The sequence below is a fragment of the Streptomyces sp. NPDC050842 genome, assembly GCF_044456565.1.
In the GTDB taxonomy this organism is placed as follows: domain Bacteria; phylum Actinomycetota; class Actinomycetes; order Streptomycetales; family Streptomycetaceae; genus Streptomyces.
In genome coordinates this window covers 1-22,704 of the sequence record NZ_JBITGA010000010.1, presented here as the reverse complement: position 1 = coordinate 22,704, position 22,704 = coordinate 1, and the positions used below count along the sequence as shown (strand labels likewise).

The window sequence follows — 22,704 nt, the reverse complement described above, 5'->3', positions numbered from 1 at the left end:
CGGTATGACGGGCACTCGCATTGCCGCGCTCGGGCACTACCAGCCTGCCAAGGTGCTCACCAACCACGACCTCGCGAAACTGGTCGACACCGACGACGCGTGGATCACCAGCCGGGTCGGCATCCGCACCCGGCACGTCGCCGGGCCGGACGAGCCCGTCGACGAGCTCGCCGCCCACGCCGCGGGCAAGGCCCTGGCCGCCGCCGGGCTCGCCCCGGACGACATCGACCTCGTCCTCGTCGCCACCTCCACCGCGATCGACCGCTCGCCCAACACGGCCGCGCGCGTCGCCAACCGCCTCGGCATGACGTCGCCCGCGACCATGGACCTGAACGTGGTCTGCGCCGGCTTCACGCACGCCCTGGCCACCGCCGACCACGCCGTACGGGCCGGGGGCGCCCGCAGGGTCCTGGTGATCGGCGCCGACAAGATGACCGAGGTCTGCGACTGGACGGACCGCACCACGTGCGTCCTCGTCGGCGACGGCGCGGGCGCCGCGATCGTCGAGGCCGTGGACGACGCCGATCCGGCCGACGCTCCCGGCATCGGCCCGGTCCTGTGGGGATCGGTCCCGGAGATGGGCAACGCCGTGCGGATCGAGGGCACCCCGCCGCGCTTCGCCCAGGAGGGCCAGTCCGTCTACCGCTGGGCCACCCAGCAGCTGCCCGCGCTCGCCCGGAAGACCTGCGAGCGGTCCGGCATCGCCCCCGAGGAGCTCGCGGGCGTGGTGCTGCACCAGGCCAACCTGCGGATCATCGAACCGCTCGCGGCGAAGATCGGCGCCGTCAACGCGATCGTCGCCCGCGACGTCGTCGACTCCGGCAACACCTCCGCCGCCTCGATCCCGCTGGCGCTGGCCAAGCTCGTCGAGCGGGGCGAGCTGCCCTCCGGAGCCCCGGTCCTGCTCTTCGGCTTCGGCGGCAACCTCTCGTACGCGGGGCAGGTCGTCCGGATTCCGTAGCCGCGGACGAACAGGGGACGGGGGACGGGGCCGCAGGGCGGTGGCGTGCGGGCTTCGGCGCTCAGGGCGGCCGACCGTGCCCCGTTCGGCGGAGCCCGGTGGCGGCGCGCCGGGGGCGCACCTAGCTTCGATCGCGGTGAGGGTCGTCCAGTCGACGGGCGCGGAATCGCTCCGCCCCCGCACCCTCGCGTGATCGGGAGGACCGTCATGCGCGCGATACGTATCGCTTCCGCCGCCCTGTTCTCCGCCGCGGCCCTGGGGCTCGCGGCGGCGCCGACGGCCCTGGCGGCGCCGACGGAAGAGAACGAACCGAACATCACGTCGTTCGGGTTCTCCGTCACCCCCGCGACGGTCGCCCCCGGCGGCACCGTCACCCTCACCTCCGACGGCTGCGAAGTGCCGTCCGTGACCGTCACCTCCGGCGTCTTCGACACGGTGACCCTCGACGAGGGCCGGAGCGGCACCGCCACGATCGACTTCGAGGCCAAGGCCGGCGCCCGCTACGAGATCACCTTCGACTGCAAGGGCGAGCGCGGCACCACGAGCCTCACGATCGCCCCGCCCACCGGCCCGGGCCACGACACGGGCCACGACACGGGCCACGACACGGGGAACGTCACGGGACCCGACACGCCCCCCGGCGCCCACAAGGGCGTGAAGGCCGGCTTCGGCTCCGCGGCCGGGTCCGCGAACGAAGGACTCGGCGCCACCGAACTCGTCACCGGCGTCGTGCTGATCGCCGGAGCACTCGGCGCCGCCGTCGTCCTGACCTGCCGCCGCGGCGCCGACGGCAGCGCCTGACACCCGCCGGAACCAGGGGGGCCCGAGACTGCCCCTCCGCCCCGGTGTGACGAGGACCGGGGCGAAGGGGCGCCAGCACACCCACGCGGAGACGGAGGAGCGCGACCGTGCAGGGGTCGAACGGAACGGGGACGCGGGGAACGGGGACGCGGGGAACGGGGCCGTGGGGAACGGGGACGCGGGGAACGGGGACGCGCGGCGCCTGGGGTGTCATAGCGGTCGTCCTCCTGGTCGGCGTGCACCTCGTGCGCGGCGGCGCGGAGGAGCTCCGCGCCGAAGGCCCTCCGCAGCCCCTCGCCGTGGCCGCCCCCGACGGCACCCGGGCGGCCGATACGGATACGGCGCCGGTCACCGACTCCGTACCGGATCCGCTGCCCGCCTCGCCGCCCGTACGGGTCCGCGTCCCGGCGCTCCGGGTCGACGCGCCCCTCACGGAGGTCGGCCTCGACGCGGACGGCTGGATCGAGGCCCCGCCTCCCGAGGACGACCACCTCGCGGGCTGGTTCACCGGTGCGGTCACCCCCGGCGAGCGCGGCACCGCCGTCGTCGTCGGCCATGTCGACACCCCGTCCGGCCGTGCCGTCTTCTACGACCTCGGCGCCCTCGGCAAGGGCCACCGCGTGGAGATCGTCCGCCGTGACGGCCGGACCGCGGTCTTCGCCGTGTACGGGGTCGAGGTCGTCCCCAAGGAGGGCTTCCCCGCCGAACGGGTCTACGGCGACTCCGGCCTCGCCGAGCTGCGGCTCATCACCTGCGGCGGCACCTTCACACGGGAGACCGGCTACGAGGGCAACGTGGTGGTCTCGGCCCGCCTGGTAGAGGTCCACTGACGCCGCTCTCCCTCTCTCCCTCCCCTCTCTCCTCCTTTCTTCCCGCCACAACCCCTTCTTTGTCCTCATCGGGGAAAAAGTCTGCCCGGATTCCTGCGCGACTTCTTCCCACCCCGGAACCCCGCTGCTACGTTCCTGCCGAAAGCCCGAAGGAGAGCGTGCGACGAGAGGGAGGGGCGCGTGAGACGCATGACGGCACGACCCGCCAACCGGCATCAGGCGCGACTGCTCCGCCTGCTGCGCGACGGAGGCCCCAACTCCCGTGCGCAGCTGGGTGATCAGATAGATCTCTCCCGCTCCAAGCTCGCCGTCGAGGTCGACCGCCTCCTGGAGACGGGACTCGTCGTCGCCGACGGTCTCGCCGCCTCACGGGGCGGCCGCCGCTCCCACAACATCCGGCTCGCCCCCGAACTCCGCTTCCTCGGCATCGACATCGGCGCCACCTCCATCGATGTCGCCGTCACCAACGCCGAGTTGGAGGTGCTCGGACACCTCAACCACCCCATGGACGTCCGCGAAGGGCCCGTCGCCGTCTTCGAACAGGCCCTGTCGATGGCGGCGAAGCTCCGCGACACGGGCATCGCGGAAGGCTTCGACGGCGCCGGGATCGGCGTCCCCGGACCCGTCCGCTTCCCCGAGGGCGTCCCGGTCGCCCCGCCGATCATGCCCGGCTGGGACGGCTTCCCCGTCAGGGAGGCCCTCAGCCAGGAACTCGGCTGCCCCGTCATGGTCGACAACGACGTGAACCTCATGGCCATGGGGGAGCAGCACGCGGGAGTCGCCCGCTCCGTCGGCGACTTCCTCTGCGTCAAGATCGGCACCGGCATCGGCTGCGGCATCGTCGTCGGCGGCGAGGTCTACCGCGGTACGACGGGCAGCGCCGGCGACATCGGCCACATCCAGGTCGCCCCCGACGGCCGCGCTTGCGCCTGCGGCAACACGGGATGCCTGGAAGCCCACTTCAGCGGCGCCGCCCTGGCCCGCGACGCCGAGGACGCGGCGCGCGGCGGCAGGTCGGAGGAGCTGGCGGCCCGCCTCGCGGCGGCCGGCCGGCTCACCGCGGTCGACGTCGCGGCGGCCGCCGCCGCGGGCGACGCCACCTCCCTCGCCCTCATCCGCGAGGGCGGCAACCGGGTCGGGCAGGTCATCGCCGGACTCGTCAGCTTCTTCAACCCCGGTCTGGTGGTGATCGGCGGCGGTGTCACCGGCCTCGGCCACAACCTCCTCGCCAGTATCCGCACCCAGGTCTACCGGCAGTCCCTGCCCCTGGCCACCGGTAACCTCCCCATCGTCCTCGGAGAGCTCGGCCAGACCGCCGGAGTGACCGGCGCGGCCCGCCTCATCAGCGACCACCTCTTCTCACCGGCGTAACCAGCCTGCCGCGGGTTTGTGGGCATACGTTCCGCAAGGGCGGAACGGGTGGGCACAAACCCCCACCGGCCCGCACCGTCGGGCCCACCTCAGCCACCCACCGGCCCGCATGTTCAGGCCTCCTCCACCACCGCTCCGGCGTCACCCGCACTCGCCGAGGGGAACTCCGCCATGACCCCAGAACCACCCCCGCCCCTGCTCACCATGCACGGCATCACCAAGTCCTTCCCCGGCGTCCGCGCCCTCGACGGCGTCGACCTGGAAGTCACCCCCGGCGAGGTCCACTGCCTCCTCGGCCAGAACGGCGCCGGCAAGTCCACCCTCATCAAGGTCCTCGCCGGCGCCCACCAGCCCGACGCGGGCCGGATCACCTGGAACGGCGAACCCGTCCGGCTCCGCTCCCCGAGCGCCGCCGTCCGCCTCGGCATCGCCACCATCTACCAGGAACTCGACCTCGTCGAAGGACTCTCCGTCGCCGAGAACGTCCACCTCGGCCACGAGCCCACCACCGCCGGGTTCGTCCGGGGCCGTACCGCCCGCACCGCCACCGCCGCCCTCCTCACACGGCTCGGCCACCCCGAGATCGACCCGGACCGGCACCTCCGCGAACTCTCCGCCGCCCAGCGGCAGATCGTCTCCATGGCCCGAGCCCTCTCCCACGACGTCCGTCTCATCGTCATGGACGAACCCTCCGCCGCCCTCGACCCCGACGAGGTCGCCAACCTGTTCCGCATCGTCGCCGACCTCACCGCCGACGGGGTCGCCGTCGTCTACATCTCCCACCGCCTGGAGGAGATCCGCCGCATCGGCGACCGCGTCACCGTCCTCAAGGACGGCCGGGCCGTCGCCCGCGGACTGCCCGCCACGACCCCCACCCGGGACGTCGTCGCCCTCATGACCGGCCGGGACGTCCCGTACGTCTTCCCCGAACGGCCCGTCCGACCGCCCACCGCCGCACCCGTCCTCCAGGTCCAAGGCCTCGCCAGAAAAGGCGAGTTCGAACCCGTCGACCTCGAACTCCGCCCCGGGGAGATCGTCGGCCTCGCCGGACTCGTCGGCTCCGGCCGCTCCGAGATCCTGGAGACGGTCTACGGCGCACGGCGCCCCACCGCGGGACGCGTCCTCGTCGACGGCCGGCCCCTGCGCCCCGGCAGCGTCCCCGCCGCCGTCCGCGCCGGCCTCGGCCTCGCCCCCGAGGAACGCAAGGCACAGGGCCTGCTCCTCCTCGAATCCGTCACCCGCAACGTCTCCGTCTCCTCCCTCGCCCGCTTCTCCCGGGCCGGCTGGCTCGACCGCGCCGCCGAACGCGAGGCCGCCCGCGCCGCCACCCGCACGCTCTCGCTCCGCCCCGACCGGCCCGAGGCCCGCGTCCGCACCCTCTCCGGCGGCAACCAGCAGAAGGCCGTCCTCGCCCGCTGGCTGCTCCGCGGCTGCCGCGTCCTCCTCCTCGACGAACCCACCCGCGGTGTCGACGTCGGTGCCCGCGCCGAGCTCTACGCCGTCATCCGCCGCCTCGCCGACGACGGCCTCGCCGTCCTCCTCGTCTCCAGCGAGGTACCCGAGGTCCTCGGCCTCGCCGACCGCGTCCTGGTCCTCCGCGAAGGCCGCGTCGTCCACACGGCGCCCGCCCGCGACCTCGACGAACACCGCGTACTCGACCTCGTGATGGAAGGGAGCCCGACCGCATGACCCTCACCACCCCGGCCAAGGCCCCGGCCGAGGAAAGCCGTTGGCGGGCACTCGGCCTCAAGGCCGACGTCCGCAACCTGTCCCTGCTCGGCGTCCTCGCCGTCCTGATCACCGTCGGCGGCCTCACCCGGCCCGCCGAGTTCCTCGCCGGCTCCAACCTCCAACTCGTCCTGACGCAGGCCTCCGTCATCGGCGTCGTCACCGTCGGCATGACCTTCGTCATCACGAGCGGTGGCATCGACCTGTCCGTCGGCGCGATCGTCGCCCTCGCCTCCGTCTGGGCCACCACCCTCGCCACCCAGGAGTTCGGCTTCGCCGGCATCCTCTTCACGGCCGTCGTCGTCGGCGTGGGCTGCGGGCTCGTGAACGGCGTCCTCATCGCCTACGGCGGCATGGTCCCCTTCATCGCCACCCTGGCCATGCTCGCCTCGGCCCGCGGACTCGCCCTCCAGATCACCGACGGCCGCACCCAGATCGTCACCGTCGACTCCGTCCTCGACCTCGGCATCCCCGACGCCTACATCCTCGGCATCCCGCCGCTGGTCCTCGTCTTCGCCGCCGTCACCGGCGCCGGCTGGCTCCTGCTCAACCGCACCACCTTCGGCCGCCGCACGGTCGCCGTCGGCGGCAACCCGGAAGCCGCCCGCCTCGCCGGCATCGACGTCCGCCGCCAGCGCCTCCTCCTCTACGTCCTCTCCGGACTGTGCTGCGGCGTCGCCGCGTTCCTGCTGATCGTCCTCGCCGGCTCCGGACAGAACACCAACGGCAACCTGTACGAACTCGACGCCATCGCCGCCGCCATCATCGGCGGCACCCTCCTCAGCGGCGGCCGCGGAACCATCGTCGGCTCCGTCCTCGGCGTCCTCGTCTTCACCACGATCACCAACATCTTCGCCCTGAACAACCTGCAGAGCGACGTCCAGCAGATCGCCAAGGGCGCCATCATCGTCGCCGCCGTCCTCGTCCAGCGCCGCTCGGCCCGCGACGGCGACACCTGACGCCCTCCATTCCCCCTCCCTGACGACCCCCACGCCACCCCTCGCGCGCACCACCCTCTCCAGAAGGGATCCACCGCCATGCCCGAAACCAGCCGCAGACACCTCCTCCTCGGCGGCGCGGCCGTCTCCGCCGGCGCCGTCCTCACCGCCTGCACCAGCAATGAGCCCAAGAGCCAGGCGCCCGCCGCGAGTTCCGCCCCCGCCGCCGGCGCCGACGACAAGCCCGGCACCCCCGTCACCATCGGCTTCGCCGGCCCACAGGCCGACCACGGCTGGCTCAACGCCATCAACGAGAACGCTCAACAGCGGGCGAAGAAGTACGCCGACGTCACCCTGGAGATCACCGAGGGCTCCAACGAGACCGCCGCCCAGATCGGCCAGGTCCAGACCCTCATCAACAAGAAGGTGGACGTCCTCGTCATCCTCCCCGCCGACGGCAAGGCCCTCACCCAGGTCGGCCTCCAGGCCATGAAGGCCGGCATCCCCGTCGTCAACCTCGACCGGATCTTCGCCTCCCCACAGGCCTACCGCTGCTGGATCGGCGGCGACAACTACGGCATGGGCCTCAACGCCGGCCGGTTCATCGGCGAACAGCTCAAGGACAAGCCGAACGCCACCGTGATCGAACTCGCCGGCATGGACAGCCTGGAACTCACGAAGCAGCGCACCCAGGGTTTCGACGACGCCCTCAAGAACTACCCCAACATCCGCAAGGTCGCCCGCCAGGCCGCCGACTTCACCGTCGAGTCCGGCCAGGCCAAGATGGCCCAACTCCTCCAGGCCCAGCCGAAGTTCGACGCCCTCTGGAACCACGACGACGACCAGGGCGTCGGTGCGCTCCGCGCCATCGCCCAGGCCGGCCGCAAGGACTTCCTCATGGTCGGCGGCGCCGGAGCCAAGTCCGCCATGGACGCCATCAAGGCCGACGACGGCGTCCTCAAGGCCACCGTCCTCTACCCGCCCACCATGGCCGCCTCCGCGATCGACCTCGCCCGCGCCCTCGGCCAGAAGAAGGGCATCGGCGGCATGGCCGAGCTGGAGATCCCCGCCTCGATCACCCTCTACTCGGCCGTCGTCACCAAGGACAACGTCGACGAGTACCTGCCCACCGGCTTCAGCTGACCGGCCCGGGCGGACCGACCGCCCCCCGGGAGCAGGACCTCGCCGCACCACGAAACGGAGGAACCGAATGGACACGACGGAGAGCGGGGCCGCACCGCCGACGCTCGGCGTCGGCATGGTCGGCTACGCGTTCATGGGCGCCGCCCACTCGCAGGGCTGGCGCACCGCGGGCCGCGCCTTCGACCTGCCGCTGCGCCCCGTCCTCGCCGCCGTCGCCGGACGCGACCCCGACGCCGTCAGGGCCGCCGCCCGCCGCCACGGCTGGGCCGCCGCCGAGACCGACTGGCGCGCCCTGATCGCCCGCGACGACGTCCAGCTCGTCGACGTCTGCACCCCGGGCGACAGTCATGCGGAGATCGCCGTCGCCGCCCTGGAGGCCGGCAAGCACGTCCTGTGCGAGAAGCCGCTCGCCAACTCGGTGGCCGAGGCCGAGACGATGACGGCGGCCGCCGCGGCCGCCGCCGCCCGCGGCCAGATCGCCATGGTCGGATTCAACTACCGCCGGGTTCCCGCCCTTTCGTACGCGCGCCGGCTCGTCGCGGACGGCCGCCTCGGCGAGCTGCGGCACGTCCGCGTCACCTACCTCCAGGACTGGCTCGTCGACCGGGGCTTCCCGCTGACCTGGCGCCTGGAACGCGAACACGCCGGCTCGGGCGCTCTCGGGGACCTCGGCGCGCACGCCGTCGACCTCGCCCAGTACCTGGTGGGGGAGCCGCTCGTCGGAGTCTCGGCGCTCACCGAGACCTTCGTACGGAAACGGCCCCTGCTCGCGGGCGCCGCCGCCGGCGGCCTCGCCGGGGGAGCGGGCTCGGAGGCGTACGGGCAGGTCACGGTCGACGACGCGGCCCTGTTCACCGGGCGGCTCGCCTCCGGGGCGCTCGCCTCCTTCGAGGCGACCCGGATGGCGGCCGGCCGCAAGAACGCGCTGCGGCTGGAGCTCAACGGCGAGAAGGGCTCACTCGCCTTCGACCTCGAACGCCTCAACGAGCTGTCCTTCCACGACCACACCGAGCCCGCCGTCTCCGCCGGCTTCCGCCGCATCCTCGTGACCGAACCCGACCACCCGTACCTGGAGGGCTGGTGGCCCCCCGGTCACGGACTCGGCTACGAGCACACCTTCGCCCACCAGGCCCGGGACCTGGTCCTCGCCATCGCGAGCGGCACCGCGCCCGCACCCTCCTTCGCCGACGGCCTCCAGGTCCAACGGGTCCTGGCAGCGGTGGAGGACAGCGCCCGGAACAACGCGGTCTACACGCCCGTACCCACCGCCGTACCCACATCCCTGCCCGCACCCCGGCCCATACCCGGGCCCGCATCCCTGCCCACACCCGCATCGAGCTAGGAGGTGCCCGACCGTGCCCCGACCCTTCACCCTGTTCACCGGCCAATGGGCCGACCTGCCCCTGGAGGAGGTCTGCCGGCTCGCCCGCGACTTCGGCTACGACGGACTCGAACTCGCCTGCTGGGGCGACCACTTCGAAGTCGACAAGGCCCTCGCCGACCCCGCGTACGTCAAGGGCAGGCGTGAACTGCTCGACGCGTACGGGCTGAAGTGCTGGGCGATCTCCAACCACCTGGTGGGACAGGCCGTCTGCGATCACCCGATCGACGAACGCCACCAGGCGATCGTGCCCTCCCGGATCTGGGGCGACGGCGACGCCGAAGGCGTACGGCAGCGCGCGGCGCGCGAACTCGCCGACACCGCGCGGGCCGCGGCGGCCCTCGGCGTCGACACCGTCATCGGCTTCACCGGCTCCTCCATCTGGCACCTCGTGGCGATGTTCCCGCCGGTGCCCGAGCGCATGATCGAGCGCGGCTTCGAGGACTTCGCGGAGCGCTGGAACCCGATCCTCGACGTCTTCGACGCCGAAGGCGTGCGCTTCGCCCACGAGGTCCACCCCAGCGAGATCGCCTACGACTACTGGACCACCCGGCGAGCCCTGGAGGCCGTCGACCGCCGCCCGGCCTTCGGGCTCAACTTCGACCCGAGCCACTTCGTGTGGCAGGACCTCGACCCCGTCGGCTTCCTGTGGGACTTCCGCGACCGGATCTACCACGTCGACTGCAAGGAGGCCCGCAAGCGGCTCGACGGGCGCAACGGGCGGCTCGGCTCCCACCTGCCCTGGGGCGATCCGCGGCGCGGCTGGGACTTCGTCTCCGCCGGGCACGGCGACGTGCCCTGGGAGGACGTCTTCCGGATGCTCCGGTCGATCGGCTACGCGGGGCCCGTCTCGGTGGAGTGGGAGGACGCCGGAATGGACCGCCTGACCGGCGCCCCCGAGGCACTCGCCCACCTCAAGCGGTACGACTTCGACCCGCCCGCCGCCTCCTTCGACGCGGCCTTCGGGAACGCCGACTGAACTGAACAGGCGGGTCCCCGCCCGGCGGCGACACCGCCGCCGGGCCGGGCCGTGCTGCCCGCACACGCCTTTGTCCACTGGCGGGAGAAAGTTCACGCCTCCTCGTGCACAAGGGCTTTGCGGCCCGGACGAACACCGCTACGGTCCCAGACGTAGCTCAGCCTGATGTGTACATGGCGTATCGCGATGCGCATGTCGACCCGGACGGCGTGACGGCGCACGCCCACCCCCGGACACCGCGGCACCCACCCCTCCCCGCGCCCCCGACGGCACGGAGACCCCCGTACGACCGGCCCCCTTCCCGGAGGACACTCGTGCACAGACAACGACGGCCCCGCACCAGGACCCCGCTCGCCGGAAAGCCACTCGCCCTGCTCGCCGGCGGCCTGCTCACCCTCGCCGGCCTCACCCTCGGCGCCCCCACCGGCCACGCCGCCGACACGGAGACCACCACGTCCGCCTCGGCTGCCGATACCGCTGCCGCAGCCGCTGCCGAGGAATTCCAGCAGGTCACCCTCGCCAAAGGCGCCCCCGAAGTCGGCGAACCCATGTCCCTCGCCGTACTCCCCGACCGCAGCGTCCTGCACACCTCCCGCAACGGCGAACTCCGCCGCACCGACGCCGCCGGCATCACCACCGTCATCGGCACCGTCCCCGTCTACTCCCACGACGAAGAAGGCCTCCAAGGCATCGGCCTCGACCCGGACTTCGCCCGCAACCACGCCATCTACCTCTACTACGCCCCACCCCTCACCACCCCCGCCGGCGACGCACCCAACGACGGCACCCCCGCCGAGCTCGCCAAGTTCGACGGCGTCAACCGCCTCTCCCGCTTCACCCTGAAAGCCGACCTCACCCTCGACAACGCCAGCGAGAAGAAGGTCATCGACATCCCCGCCACCCGCGGCATCTGCTGCCACGTCGGCGGAGACATCGACTTCGACGCCCAGGGCAACCTCTACCTGTCGACCGGCGACGACTCCAACCCCTTCGCCTCCGACGGCTTCACCCCCATCGACGAACGCCCCGGCCGCAACCCCGCGTTCGACGCCCGCCGCACCTCCGGCAACACCAACGACCTCCGCGGCAAGATCCTCCGCATCAAGGTCGCCGACGACGGCACCTACACCGTCCCCACCGGCAACCTCTTCGCCCCGGGCACCGACAAGACCAGGCCCGAGATCTACGCCATGGGCTTCCGCAACCCCTTCCGCTTCAGCGTCGACAAGGCCACCGGCATCCTCTACGTCGGCGACTACGGCCCCGACGCCGGCGCCGCCGACCCCGCCCGCGGCCCCGCCGGACAGGTCGAGTTCGCCCGCGTCACCAAGCCCGGCAACTTCGGCTGGCCCTTCTGCACCGGCGACAACGAGCCCTACGTCGACTACGACTTCGCCACCGGCACCTCCGGCGCCACCTTCGACTGCGGAGCCCTCAAGAACGACTCGCCGCACAACACCGGCCTCGTCGACCTGCCCCCCGCCGAACCCGCCTGGATCCCCTACAACGGCGACTCCGTACCCGAGTTCGGCACCGGTTCCGAATCACCCATGGGCGGCCCCGTCTACCGGTACGACCCCGCCAACACCTCCCCGGTGAAGTTCCCCGAGGCCTACGACGGCGACTTCTTCGCCGGCGAGTTCGGCCGCCGCTGGATCAAGCGCGTCGACCAGAGCACCGACGGCACCGTCCAGTCCATCAACCCCGTGCCCTGGACCGGCACCCAGATCATGGACATGGCCTTCGGGCCCGACGGAGCCCTCTACGTCCTCGACTACGGAACCGCCTGGTTCGGCGGCGACGACAACTCCGGCCTCTACCGCATCGAAAACGCCACCGGAGGCCGCTCACCCGTCGCCGAAGCGACCGCATCCAAGACCTCCGGCACCGCACCCCTCAAGGTCGCCTTCTCCTCCGCCGGAACAACCGACGCCGACGGCGAACCCCTCACGTACACCTGGGACTTCGGCGACGGCACCACCGCCACCACCGCCAACCCCACCCACACCTACCGCACGAACGGCACCTACACCGCCACCGTCACCGCCCACGACCCCACAGGCCGGACCGGATCCGCCTCCGCCCACATCGTCGTCGGCAACACCGCACCCAAGGTCGACCTCCAACTCCCCGCAGAAGGAGCCCTCTTCGCCTTCGGCGACGAAATCCCCTTCAAGGTGACCGTCACCGACCCCGAAGACGCCACCACCGGCCCCATCGACTGCGCCAAGATCAAGGTCACCTACGTCCTCGGCCACGACAGCCACGGCCACCCCGTCACCTCCGCCAACGGTTGCACCGGCACCATCAAGACCTCCGCCGACGGCGGCCACGACGACGACGCCAACATCTTCGCCGTCTTCACCGCCGAGTACACCGACGGCGGAGGCGGCGGACAAGCCGCCCTCACCGGCCGCGACCAGGCCAAACTCCAGCCCCGCCACCGCCAGGCCGAGCACTTCGACAGCCAGAACGGCATCCGCACCTACGACAAGACCCAGGCCAACGGCGGCCGCACCGTCGGCGACATCAACGACGGAGACTGGATCGCCTTCACCCCGTACAACCTCACCGGCGCCACCAAGCTCACCGCCCGCCTCTCCTCCGGCGGTACGGGCGGCTACCTCGAAGTCCGCACCGGCTCACCCACCGGCACCCTCCTCGGCTCCACACCCGTCCCCGTCACCGGCAGCTGGGAGACCTTCCAGGACGTCGACGTCCCCCTCCGCGCCGTACCCCGCAAGACCACCCAGCTCTACCTGGTCTTCAAGGGCGGCACCGGCGCGCTCTACGACCTCGACGACTTCACCATCTCCAGCACCCCCGCCGACCGCACCGCCAAACGCGTCCTCGTCTTCTCCAAGACCGCCGGCTTCCGCCACGACTCCATCCCCACCGGCATCACCGCCCTCAAGGAACTCGGCGCCGCACACGGCATCACCGTCGACGCCACCGAGGAACCCCGCCAGTTCACCACCAACAACCTCGCCCGCTACGACGCCGTCGTCTTCCTCTCCACCACCGGCGACGTCCTCGACACCGACCAGCAGACCGCCTTCGAGAACTACGTCTCCACAGGCGGCGGCTACCTCGGCGTCCACGCCGCCGCCGACACCGAATACGACTGGAGCTTCTACGGCGGCCTCGTCGGCGCCCACTTCCAGTCCCACCCCCAGATCCAGCCCGCGACCGTACGCGTCGAGGACCACACCCACCCCGCCACCGCCCACCTCGACGGCCCCTGGCAGCGCACCGACGAGTGGTACAACTACCGCACCAACCCCCGCGGTCAGGCCCGCATCCTCGCCACCCTCGACGAAACCACGTACCAGGGCGGCACGATGAAGGGCGACCACCCCATCGCCTGGTGCCAGAGCTACGGCGGCGGCCGCTCCTTCTACACCGGCGGAGGCCACACCAAGGAGTCGTACGCCGAACCCGGCTTCCGACAGCACCTGTTGGGCGGACTCCAGTACGCCACCGGCCAGGTCCAAGCCGACTGCCGCCCCCAGACCGGAAGCCGCAGCCTCTTCAACGGCGCAACCACCGAAGGCTGGAAGCAGGCCGGACCCGGCGCCTTCGACGTCACCGACGGCGAACTCCGCTCCACCGGCGGCATGGGCCTCCTCTGGTACCAGGCCAAGGAATTCCGGTCGTACTCACTCACCCTCGACTGGAAACTCACCGGCGACGACAACTCCGGCATCTTCGTCGGCTTCCCCGCCTCCGACGACCCCTGGTCGGCCGTGAACAACGGCTACGAGATCCAGATCGACGCCACCGACACCGCCGACCGCACCACCGGAGCCGTCTACGGCTTCAAGTCGGCCAACCTCACCGCCCGCGACCGGGCCCTCCGCCCACCGGGCCAATGGAACACCTACGAGATCCGCGTCCAGGGCGAACGCCTCCAGGTCTTCCTCAACGGCGTCAAGATCAACGACTTCACCAACACCGACCCGGCCCGCTCCCTCACCACCGGCCACATCGGCATCCAGAACCACGGCGCCGCGGACCGGGCGGCCTTCCGCACCATCCAGATCAGGGAGCTCTCCTCCTGACCGCCCCCTGACCGCCCCCACCGAACGACGGTGGGCGGGGTCCGCCGTACCCCGCCCACCGTCCCCCCATACGCACCACCCCCCCACCCCCCCCACACCACCCCCGCAGGACGAGCAGGGAGGCCGTCGACATGCCCACCGGACACCGCACGGGAATCTGGCTCATCGGTGCGAGAGGATCCGTCGCCACCACCACCGTGGCCGGCTGCGCCGCCCTCGTCGCCGGACTCCACCCACCGACCGGCATGGCCACCGAGACACCCGACCTCGCCGACGCCGGCCTCCCACCGCTCGCCACGCTCGTCTTCGGCGGACACGACACCGTCGACTGCCCCCTCCCCAAACGGGCCGAACAGCTCACCACCGCCGGAGTCCTCCCGTACGGCCTGGCGAGCGCCGTCACCGCCGAACTCGAAGCCGCCGACCGGGAGATCCGCCCCGGCGGCCCCCTCCCCGGCGACGCCCGCACCGACGAACAGCTCGTCACGGCCTTCACCGCCGACCTGACGGACTTCCGGGAACGCATTGGCCTGGACCGCGTCGTGGTCGTCAATGTGGCCTCCACGGAGCCGGCGTCGGGGGGCGTCGGGCTCCCACCCAGCAGCCTCTACGCCGCCGCCGCGCTCCGCGCGGGCTGCCCGTACGTCAACTTCACCCCGTCCACCGGACTCCGCCACCCCGCCCTCGCCGCACCGCTCGCGGCGAGCGGACTGCCCCACGCGGGCCGCGACGGCAAGACCGGACAGACCCTCCTGCGGGCCGTCCTCGCCCCGATGTTCCTCCAGCGGGCCCTGACCGTACGCGCCTGGTCCGGCAGCAACCTCCTCGGCGGCGGCGACGGAGCCGCCCTCGCCGACCCGGCGGCCGCCGCCGCCAAGAACGCCGGGAAGGAACGCGTCCTCACCGACACCCTCGGCGGCGCCGTCGAAGGACAGGTCCACATCGACGACGTCCCCGCCCTGGGGGAGTGGAAGACCGCCTGGGACCACATCGCCTTCGACGGCTTCCTCGGCACCCGCATGATCCTCCAGACCCTCTGGCAGGGCTGCGACTCCGCCCTCGCCGCACCCCTCGTCCTGGACCTCGCCCGCCTCACCGCCCGCGCCCACGAGAGAGGCCTCACCGGCTCCCTCGACGACCTCGCCTTCTACTTCAAGGACCCCGAAGGCACCCCTCCGGCCTCCCTCGCAGCCCAGTACACCCGCCTCGTCACCTTCGGCGGGACCCTGAGCAAGGACCGACGATGACCCGGGCCACCGGCAGGCCGCGCGCCTGGGCGGAACTCCTCCGCGTCTCGGCGCTGGCCTCCGTACCCGGCGACGCCCTCGCAGGGGCGGCCGCCGCCGGCTCGCGCCCCGGGCGCGGCACGCTCTGGGCGATCGGCGCGTCCCTCTGCCTGTACGAGGCGGGCATGGCACTCAACGACTGGGCCGACCGTGACGAGGACGCCGCCGAACGCCCCCACCGCCCGCTGCCCTCCGGCCGCATCACCCCCGCCGCCGCCCTCGCCGCCTCGGCCGCCCTGACGGCGACCGGCCTCGGCCTCGCCTCCCGCGCCGGCCGCCCCGCCCTCGTGGTCGCCACCGCCCTCGCCACCACCGTCTGGGCCTACGACCTCGGCCTCAAACACACCCCGGCGGGCCCCGCCACGATGGCGGCCGCCCGAGCCCTCGACCTCCTCCTCGGCGCCACTGCCACCACCCACCCGCCACGCCGCCCCTTCAACTCGCTCCCCACCGCTCTCCCCGCGGCCGCTCTCCTCGGCGCCCACACCTACGCCGTCACCGCCGTCTCCCGTCACGAGACTCAGGGCGGCTCCACCCGCACCCCACTCGCGGCCCTCGCCGTGACCCTGGCGGTGGCCGGGACGCTATCGAGCCGCGCGAACCAAACCCCTCCCTCCGGGGCCCCCGCCCCCCGCCCCCGCCCCACCCTCCCCGCTCCCCGCCCCGCCCTCCCCGCTCCCCGCCTCGGCCCGCTCCTCGCCCTGGCCTACGCCCGCACCCCCGCCACCCACCTCCTGCACGCCGCGCTCAACCCCTCCGCCGTTCTCACCGAGCGGGCCGTCGGCGGCGGGATACGGGCGACCATCCCGCTCCAGGCGGCACTGGCCGCCCGCGCCGGAGCCCCGGGCACGGCGCTCGGGCTCCTCGGACTCGTCCCGCTCGGCCGCGCCCTAGCCCGGAAGGTGAGCCCCACATGAGCACCACCCCCCACCCCGGGCCCCGCCTCACACCCCGCCTCAGGCTCGGCTACGGCACCAACGGCCTCACCGACCTGCGGCTCGACGAGGCCCTCGGCCTCCTCGCCGACCTCGGCTACGACGGCGTCGGCCTGACCCTCGACCACATGCACCTCGACCCGCTCGCGCCCGACCTCGCCGCCCGTACCGCCCGGGTCGGCCGGCGACTGGCCGCCCTCGGACTCGGTGTCACCGTCGAGACCGGCGCCCGCTACGTCCTCGACCCGCGCCGCAAGCACGGACCGTCGCTGCTCGACGCGGCCCCCGAGGACCGGGCCGCCCGCACCCGGCTGCTGCTCCGGGCCGTCAGGGTCGCGGCCGACCTCGGCGCACACGCCGTGCACTGCTTCAGCGGCCCCGCCCCCGCGGACACCTCACCCGACGAGGCCTGGAAGCGGCTCACCACCTCCCTCACCCCCGTCCTGGAAGCCGCGGACGCCGCCCGCGTCCCCCTCGCCGTCGAACCCGAACCGGGTCACCTCCTCGCCACCCTCGACGACTTCCACCACCTGCGCGGACTCCTCGGAGCACCCCCACCCACCGTCCTGGGTCTCACCCTCGACATCGGCCACTGTCAGTGCCTCGAATCCCTCCCTCCCGCCGACTGCGTGCGCGCCGCCGCCCCCTGGGTGCACCACGTCCAGATCGAGGACATGCGCCGCGGTGTCCACGAACACCTGCCGTTCGGCGACGGAGAGATCGACTTCCCGCCCGTCCTCGCCGCTCTCGCCGACCTCACCGCCGCCGGCTACACCGGGCTCACCGTCGTCGAACTGCCCCGGCACTCCCACGCCGGCCCCGAACTCGCCCGCACCTCCCTCTCCTTCCTGCGGCAGGAGGCCCCGGCATGCTGACCGGCACCGCCCGCACCTGGCTGGACTCGGCGCTCATTGAAGCCGCCGCCCGTACGCCGGCCTGGGAGTCGTACTTCGTCGCCGCCGGACGCCATTGCGGTCACCCCCACGCGGACTCCGCCCGCACCCTCCTTCTCCGGACGGCCGCCGCAGACGCCGCCACACTCACCCGCCTCTACCACCACGGCGCCGCCGCCGAGCGCCGCGCCGTCCTCCTCGCCCTCCCCTCCCTCGTCTCCGGCCCCGAGGCCGTGCCCCTCGTCGAGGACGCCCTGCGCACCCACGACACCACCCTCATCGCCGCCGCCCTCGGCCCCTACGCCGCCACCCACCTCACCCCCCACACGTGGCGCCACGCCCTTCTGAAATGCCTCTTCACCGGCGTCCCCGTCACCGCCGTCGCCGGCCTCGCCGAGCGCGCCGCAGGAGACACCGAACTCGCCCGGATGCTCGCCGACCACGCCGCCGAGCTCACCGCCGCGGGCCGCCCCCTCCCCGTCGACCTGCCCCGCGTCCTCGCCCTCACCGCCACCGCACCCGTCGAGGAGTCCTGATGCGCGTCTTCGACCCCCACATCCACATGACCTCGCGCACCACGGACGACTACCAGGCGATGTACGACGCCGGCGTCCGCGCTCTCGTCGAACCCTCCTTCTGGCTCGGCCAGCCCCGCACCTCGCCCGCCTCCTTCCTCGACTACTTCGACTCGCTCCTCGGCTGGGAACCCTTCCGCGCCGCCCAGTACGGCATCGCCCACCACTGCGCGCTCGCCCTCAACCCCAAGGAGGCCAACGACCCCCGCTGCACCCCCGTCCTCGACGACCTGCCCCGCTACCTCGCCAAGGACGGTGTCGTCGCCGTCGGCGAGATCGGCTACGACTCCCTGACCCCGGCCGAGGACACCGCCCTCGCCGCCCAGCTCCAGCTGGCCGCCGACCACGGCCTGCCCGCCCTCGTCCACACACCGCACCGCGACAAGCTCACCGGCCTGCGCCGCACCATCGACGTCGTCCGCGAGTCCCCGCTCGCCCCCGACCGCGTACTCCTCGACCACCTCAACGAGACCACCGTCAAGGAGGCCGCCGACAGCGGCGCGTGGCTCGGCTTCTCCGTCTACCCCGACACCAAGATGGACGTGGACCGGATGGTCGCGATCCTCCGGAACCACGGGACCACGCGCGTCCTCGTGAACTCGGCAGCCGACTGGGGCAGGAGCGACCCCCTCAAGACCCGTGCGGTCGGCGACGCCATGCTCGCCGCCGGATTCACGGACGACGACGTCGACCGGGTCCTCTGGCGCAACCCCGGCGCCTTCTACGGACTCAGCGGGCGTCTCCGGCTCGATCCCTCCTCCCCACAGGACCTGCACGAGGGCAACTCCCTCCTCCGCGGCGGGGAATGAGGCACCCCGCATGCGCTTCCGGCACCCCGACGGCTCCACCGTCCACCTCGCGTACTGCACGAACGTCCACCCGGCCGAGACCCTCGACGGCGTCCTCGCCCAGCTCCGCGACCACTGCGAGCCCGTCCGCCGCCGCCTCGGCCGCGACCGCCTCGGCATCGGCCTCTGGCTCGCGCGCGCCGCCGCCCACGCCCTGACCACCGACCCCGCCTCGCTCCGCGCCCTGCGCGCCGAACTCGACCGCCGCGGCCTCGAAGTGGTCACCCTGAACGGCTTCCCCTACGAGGGGTTCGGCGCCGACGAGGTCAAGCACCGGGTCTACCAGCCCGACTGGACCCGACCCGAGCGCCTCGCCCACACCACCGACCTGGCCCGTCTCCTCGCCGCGCTCCTCCCCGACGACGTCAGCGAGGGATCCGTCTCCACCCTGCCCCTCGCCTGGCGCACCCCCTTCGACACCCGCGCGGCCGCCACCGCCCGCACCGCACTGACCACGCTCGCCACCCGCCTCGACGCACTCGAGGAGCTCACCGGGCGAAGCATCCGGATCGGCCTCGAACCGGAGCCCGGCTGCACCGTCGAAACGGTCGCCGACGCCGTCGCCGCGCTCAGCGGCGTACCGCGCGCCCGCATCGGCGTCTGCCTCGACACCTGCCACCTCGCGACCTCCTTCGAAGACCCGCGCACCGCCCTCGACGCGCTCACCACCGCCGGAATCACCGTCCCCAAGGCGCAGCTCTCCGCCGCGCTCCACGCCGAGCACCCGCACCTGCCCGAGGTCAGGGCCGCGCTCGGCGCCTTCGCCGAACCCCGCTTCCTCCACCAGACCCGTACGAGGACCGCCGCCGGCCTGCGGGGCACCGACGACCTTCCCGAAGCCCTCGCCACCCCCGACACGGGCCCCGGCCCCGGCGCCGGCCTTCCCGACGCGACGCCCTGGCGCGCCCACTTCCACGTCCCCCTGCACGCCCCACCCGCCCCTCCGCTCGGCTCCACGCTTCCCGTACTCCAGGAGACCCTCGGCCTCCTCGTCGGCGGACCCCACCCGCTCACCCGCCACCTGGAGGTCGAGACCTACACCTGGCAGGCCCTCCCTCCCGACCGTCGCCCCCGTACCCGCGCCCGGCTCGCGGACGGCATCGCCGCCGAACTGACCCTGGCCCGCGACCTGCTGACCGACCTCGGCCTCAAGGAACTTCCGTGAGCGACTCCACTGCCCCCACCCCCCTCCTGGTGCTCGACGTCGTCGGCCTCACCCCACGGCTCCTCCACCACATGCCCCACCTCACCGCCCTCGCCCGGGCCGGTTCCCAGGCCCCGCTCTCCACCGTCCTGCCCGCCGTCACCTGCACCGCCCAGACCACCTTCCTCACCGGCACCCTCCCCGCCGAACACGGCATCGTCGGCAACGGCTGGTACTTCCGCGAACTCGGCGACGTCCTGCTCTGGCGCCAGCACAACGGCCTCGTCTCCGGAGACCGCCTCTGGGACGCGGCGCGCCGCGCCCACCCCGGCTACACCGTGGCCAACATCTGCTGGTGGTACGCCATGGGCGCCGACACCGACATCACCGTCACCCCCCGCCCCGTCTACTACGCCGACGGCCGCAAGGAACCCGACTGCTACACCCGGCCGCCGGCCCTCCACGACGAACTCACCGAGGAACTGGGCACGTTCCCCCTCTTCCGCTTCTGGGGTCCGGGCGCCGACCTCGTCTCCAGCCGGTGGATCATCGACGCCACCCGCCACATCCTCCGCACCCGCCGCCCCGACCTCGCCCTCTGTTACCTCCCGCACCTCGACTACGACCTCCAGCGCTACGGCCCCGACGACCCGCGCTCCTTCCGGGCCGCCGCGGCCCTCGACACCGCCCTCGCCCCGCTCCTCGCCGACGCCCGCGCCGAAGGACGCACGGTCGTCGCCCTCTCCGAGTACGGCATCACCCGGGTGGACAAGCCCGTCGACATCAACCGGGCCCTGCGCCGCGCCGGGTTCCTGGAGGTCCACACCCAGGACGGCATGGAGTACCTGGACCCCATGACCTCCCGCGCGTTCGCCGTCGCCGACCACCAGATCGCGCACGTCTACGTCCGCCGCCCCGAAGACCTGCCGGCCGTCCGGGACGTCCTCAAGGAGCTCCCCGGCGTCGAATCGCTCCTCGACGACGAGGGAAAGAAGGAACACGGCCTCGACCACCCGCGCTCCGGCGAGCTCGTCGCCGTCGCCGAGCCCGACGCCTGGTTCACGTACTACTACTGGCTCGACGACGCCCGCGCGCCCGACTTCGCCCGGCTCGTCGAGATCCACCGCAAGCCCGGCTACGACCCCGCCGAACTCTTCATGGACCCGCTCGATCCGTACGTACGGCTCAAGGCGGCCAGGGAGATCGCCCGCAAGAAGCTCGGCATGCGCTACCGGCTCGCGGTCGTGCCCCTCGACCCCTCACCTCTTCGCGGCAGCCATGGCCGCCTCCCCACGAGCGATGACGAAGGTCCGCTCATTCTGTGCTCCACCCCCCGCGCCGTAAGCGGCCGCGTCGCGGCCACCGATGTGAAGTCCCTGCTGCTCCGGCTGGCCGGACTCGCCTGAGGAGCCGACCTGACTCCAGTGAAGCAGCCCCCACCGACACCCGAGGAGTTGTCCACAGATGAATCTCAGCCGCCGTACGCAAGCCACTGACCCTGAGCTGACCCACCGGCTCAGCAGGCGCAACATGCTCGGCGTCGCCGCCGGCGCGACCGCCGCCGCCCTGCTGGGCGCGGCGGCCACCCCCGCCGCAGCGGCCCCTGCCGCCGCATCCCATGGCCAGGGCCACGGCAGGCCGGTTCTGCCTCCCGGCCGCCTCGGCATCCAGCTCTACTCGCTGCGCGACAAGATCGCCGCCCTCGGATTCGCCGCGGTCTTCGCCGAGCTCCAGAGGTTCGGCTACGACGAGGTCGAGTACGCCGGCTACACCCAGGGCACCGGCGGCCCCCTCACGCCGGCGCAACTCAAGCGCCTCACCCGCGACCACGGCCTGCGGGGCATCGGCAGCCACGTCGGCTATTACGCGAGCGACCCCGGCGCCTACACCTTCGCCCAGAACCTCGACCGGGTCCTCGACGACGCGGCGGCCCTCGGCCTGCCCCACATCGGCACCGCGTCCGGCCCCTGGCGCTACGGCGCCACCGTCGACGGCTGGAAGCGGTGCGCCGAGGAGTTCAACCGGTACGGCGCCGCGGCACGGAAGCGCGGCATGAAGTTCTACCAGCACAACCACTCCGAGGAGTTCTCCTTCGCCACCGACCGCCCCGACGTGCGGCTCTACGACGTCCTCCTCGCCGAGACCGACCCGGACCTCGTCCACCTGGAGATGGACGTCTTCTGGGCGTACGTGGGCCAGTACCGCTACTCGACGCGTCCGGACGGCACCCCCGCCCCCTTCGACCCCCTCGACTACGTCCTCGCCCAGCCCCACCGCTACCCGCTGTTCCACGTCAAGGACGGCGACCGCGACGACTCCGCCGTCCCCTACGGCTACCGCATGACCGACGTCGGCGATGGGGACATCGACTACCGGCGCTTCATCTCGGCGGTCAACCGCACCCACCACGGCAGGCACGCCCACCACTGGCAGGCCGAGCGCGACAACCCGGTCGACTCGCTCGACTTCGCCCGCAGGTCCAGCGCCCACCTCCACTCCCTGCGCGAGAAGGGCCGCTGACCCACCCCCTCGGGCCCCTCACGCAGGGGCCCGAGGCCGCCCACCCACCCTCTGTGCGCTACCGAACACACACTGCGCACACCGCCGGACAATCCGGTCTTGATCATGGAGATTCCGACTGCTCCACGCCGCTGACCACGGAAAACCCTGGTGAAGGGCACCTCAAACCCCTGGTAGAGTTATCTCTGTCGCCGCGAGGGAAACCACGAAGCGACAGACACCTTGTCCGGGTGGCGGAATGGCAGACGCGCTAGCTTGAGGTGCTAGTGCCCTTTATCGGGCGTGGGGGTTCAAGTCCCCCCTCGGACAC

At 72.6% G+C, this 22,704-nt stretch carries 18 protein-coding genes and 1 tRNA gene; all 19 read left to right on the top strand.

Going from position 1 to position 22,704, the window contains the following annotated elements; genetic code table 11:
* Positions 1–4: 4 nt before the first annotated feature.
* Positions 5–961 (top strand): beta-ketoacyl-ACP synthase III, encoded by a 957-nt coding sequence (locus tag ACIBG6_RS29920; RefSeq protein WP_399225812.1) that lies wholly within the window; start codon positions 5–7, stop codon positions 959–961.
* 207 nt (positions 962–1,168) lie between these two features.
* Complete coding sequence (locus ACIBG6_RS29915) at positions 1,169–1,762, top strand: hypothetical protein (RefSeq protein ID WP_399225810.1); 594 nt, start codon at positions 1,169–1,171, stop codon at positions 1,760–1,762.
* Positions 1,763–1,974: 212 nt separating this feature from the next.
* Entirely contained in the window at positions 1,975–2,592 is a 618-nt protein-coding gene (locus ACIBG6_RS29910) for a class F sortase (protein ID WP_399226080.1), read from the top strand.
* 189 nt (positions 2,593–2,781) lie between these two features.
* Positions 2,782–3,963, top strand: a complete 1,182-nt coding sequence (locus tag ACIBG6_RS29905) for an ROK family protein (RefSeq protein ID WP_399225809.1) — start codon at positions 2,782–2,784, stop codon at positions 3,961–3,963.
* A 171-nt stretch (positions 3,964–4,134) separates the two neighbouring features.
* Positions 4,135–5,652 (top strand): sugar ABC transporter ATP-binding protein, encoded by a 1,518-nt coding sequence (locus ACIBG6_RS29900; RefSeq protein ID WP_399225808.1) that lies wholly within the window; start codon positions 4,135–4,137, stop codon positions 5,650–5,652.
* Positions 5,649–6,650, top strand: a complete 1,002-nt coding sequence (locus tag ACIBG6_RS29895) for an ABC transporter permease (RefSeq protein WP_329620314.1) — start codon at positions 5,649–5,651, stop codon at positions 6,648–6,650. The genes ACIBG6_RS29900 and ACIBG6_RS29895 overlap by 4 nt, the downstream gene beginning before the upstream one ends.
* Positions 6,651–6,728: 78 nt before the next feature.
* Positions 6,729–7,772, top strand: a complete 1,044-nt coding sequence (locus ACIBG6_RS29890; protein WP_399225807.1) for a substrate-binding domain-containing protein — start codon at positions 6,729–6,731, stop codon at positions 7,770–7,772.
* Between the two features lie 67 nt (positions 7,773–7,839).
* Positions 7,840–9,114, top strand: a complete 1,275-nt coding sequence (locus ACIBG6_RS29885) for a Gfo/Idh/MocA family protein (protein ID WP_399225806.1) — start codon at positions 7,840–7,842, stop codon at positions 9,112–9,114.
* 13 nt (positions 9,115–9,127) lie between these two features.
* Positions 9,128–10,132 carry a sugar phosphate isomerase/epimerase family protein gene (locus tag ACIBG6_RS29880; RefSeq protein WP_399225805.1) on the top strand — a complete coding sequence of 335 codons (1,005 nt, stop codon included), beginning with the start codon at positions 9,128–9,130 and terminating at the stop codon, positions 10,130–10,132.
* Positions 10,133–10,446: 314 nt separating this feature from the next.
* Positions 10,447–14,193, top strand: coding sequence for a ThuA domain-containing protein (locus ACIBG6_RS29875; RefSeq protein WP_399225804.1), 3,747 nt, complete (start codon positions 10,447–10,449; stop codon positions 14,191–14,193).
* A 131-nt stretch (positions 14,194–14,324) separates the two neighbouring features.
* Positions 14,325–15,440: an inositol-3-phosphate synthase gene (locus ACIBG6_RS29870; protein WP_399225802.1), complete on the top strand. Its 1,116-nt coding sequence runs from the start codon at positions 14,325–14,327 to the stop codon at positions 15,438–15,440.
* Positions 15,437–16,396: an SCO3242 family prenyltransferase gene (locus tag ACIBG6_RS29865; RefSeq protein ID WP_399225801.1), complete on the top strand. Its 960-nt coding sequence runs from the start codon at positions 15,437–15,439 to the stop codon at positions 16,394–16,396. The genes ACIBG6_RS29870 and ACIBG6_RS29865 overlap by 4 nt, the downstream gene beginning before the upstream one ends.
* A complete protein-coding gene (locus ACIBG6_RS29860; RefSeq protein WP_399225800.1) occupies positions 16,393–17,289 on the top strand; it encodes a sugar phosphate isomerase/epimerase family protein in 897 nt (298 codons plus the stop codon). Before ACIBG6_RS29865 ends, ACIBG6_RS29860 begins: the two co-directional genes overlap by 4 nt.
* Positions 17,283–17,843 carry an EboA domain-containing protein gene (locus tag ACIBG6_RS29855; RefSeq protein ID WP_399225799.1) on the top strand — a complete coding sequence of 187 codons (561 nt, stop codon included), beginning with the start codon at positions 17,283–17,285 and terminating at the stop codon, positions 17,841–17,843. Before ACIBG6_RS29860 ends, ACIBG6_RS29855 begins: the two co-directional genes overlap by 7 nt.
* Entirely contained in the window at positions 17,843–18,691 is an 849-nt protein-coding gene (locus tag ACIBG6_RS29850; protein WP_399225798.1) for a TatD family hydrolase, read from the top strand. The genes ACIBG6_RS29855 and ACIBG6_RS29850 overlap by 1 nt, the downstream gene beginning before the upstream one ends.
* Positions 18,692–18,701: 10 nt before the next feature.
* Positions 18,702–19,895, top strand: a complete 1,194-nt coding sequence (eboE, locus tag ACIBG6_RS29845; RefSeq protein WP_399225797.1) for a metabolite traffic protein EboE — start codon at positions 18,702–18,704, stop codon at positions 19,893–19,895.
* Complete coding sequence (locus ACIBG6_RS29840) at positions 19,892–21,280, top strand: nucleotide pyrophosphatase/phosphodiesterase family protein (protein ID WP_399225796.1); 1,389 nt, start codon at positions 19,892–19,894, stop codon at positions 21,278–21,280. The genes eboE and ACIBG6_RS29840 overlap by 4 nt, the downstream gene beginning before the upstream one ends.
* A 58-nt stretch (positions 21,281–21,338) precedes the next feature.
* A complete protein-coding gene (locus tag ACIBG6_RS29835) occupies positions 21,339–22,394 on the top strand; it encodes a sugar phosphate isomerase/epimerase family protein (RefSeq protein ID WP_399225795.1) in 1,056 nt (351 codons plus the stop codon).
* 224 nt (positions 22,395–22,618) lie between these two features.
* A tRNA-Leu gene (locus tag ACIBG6_RS29830) sits at positions 22,619–22,703 on the top strand.
* Position 22,704: the final 1 nt, after the last annotated feature.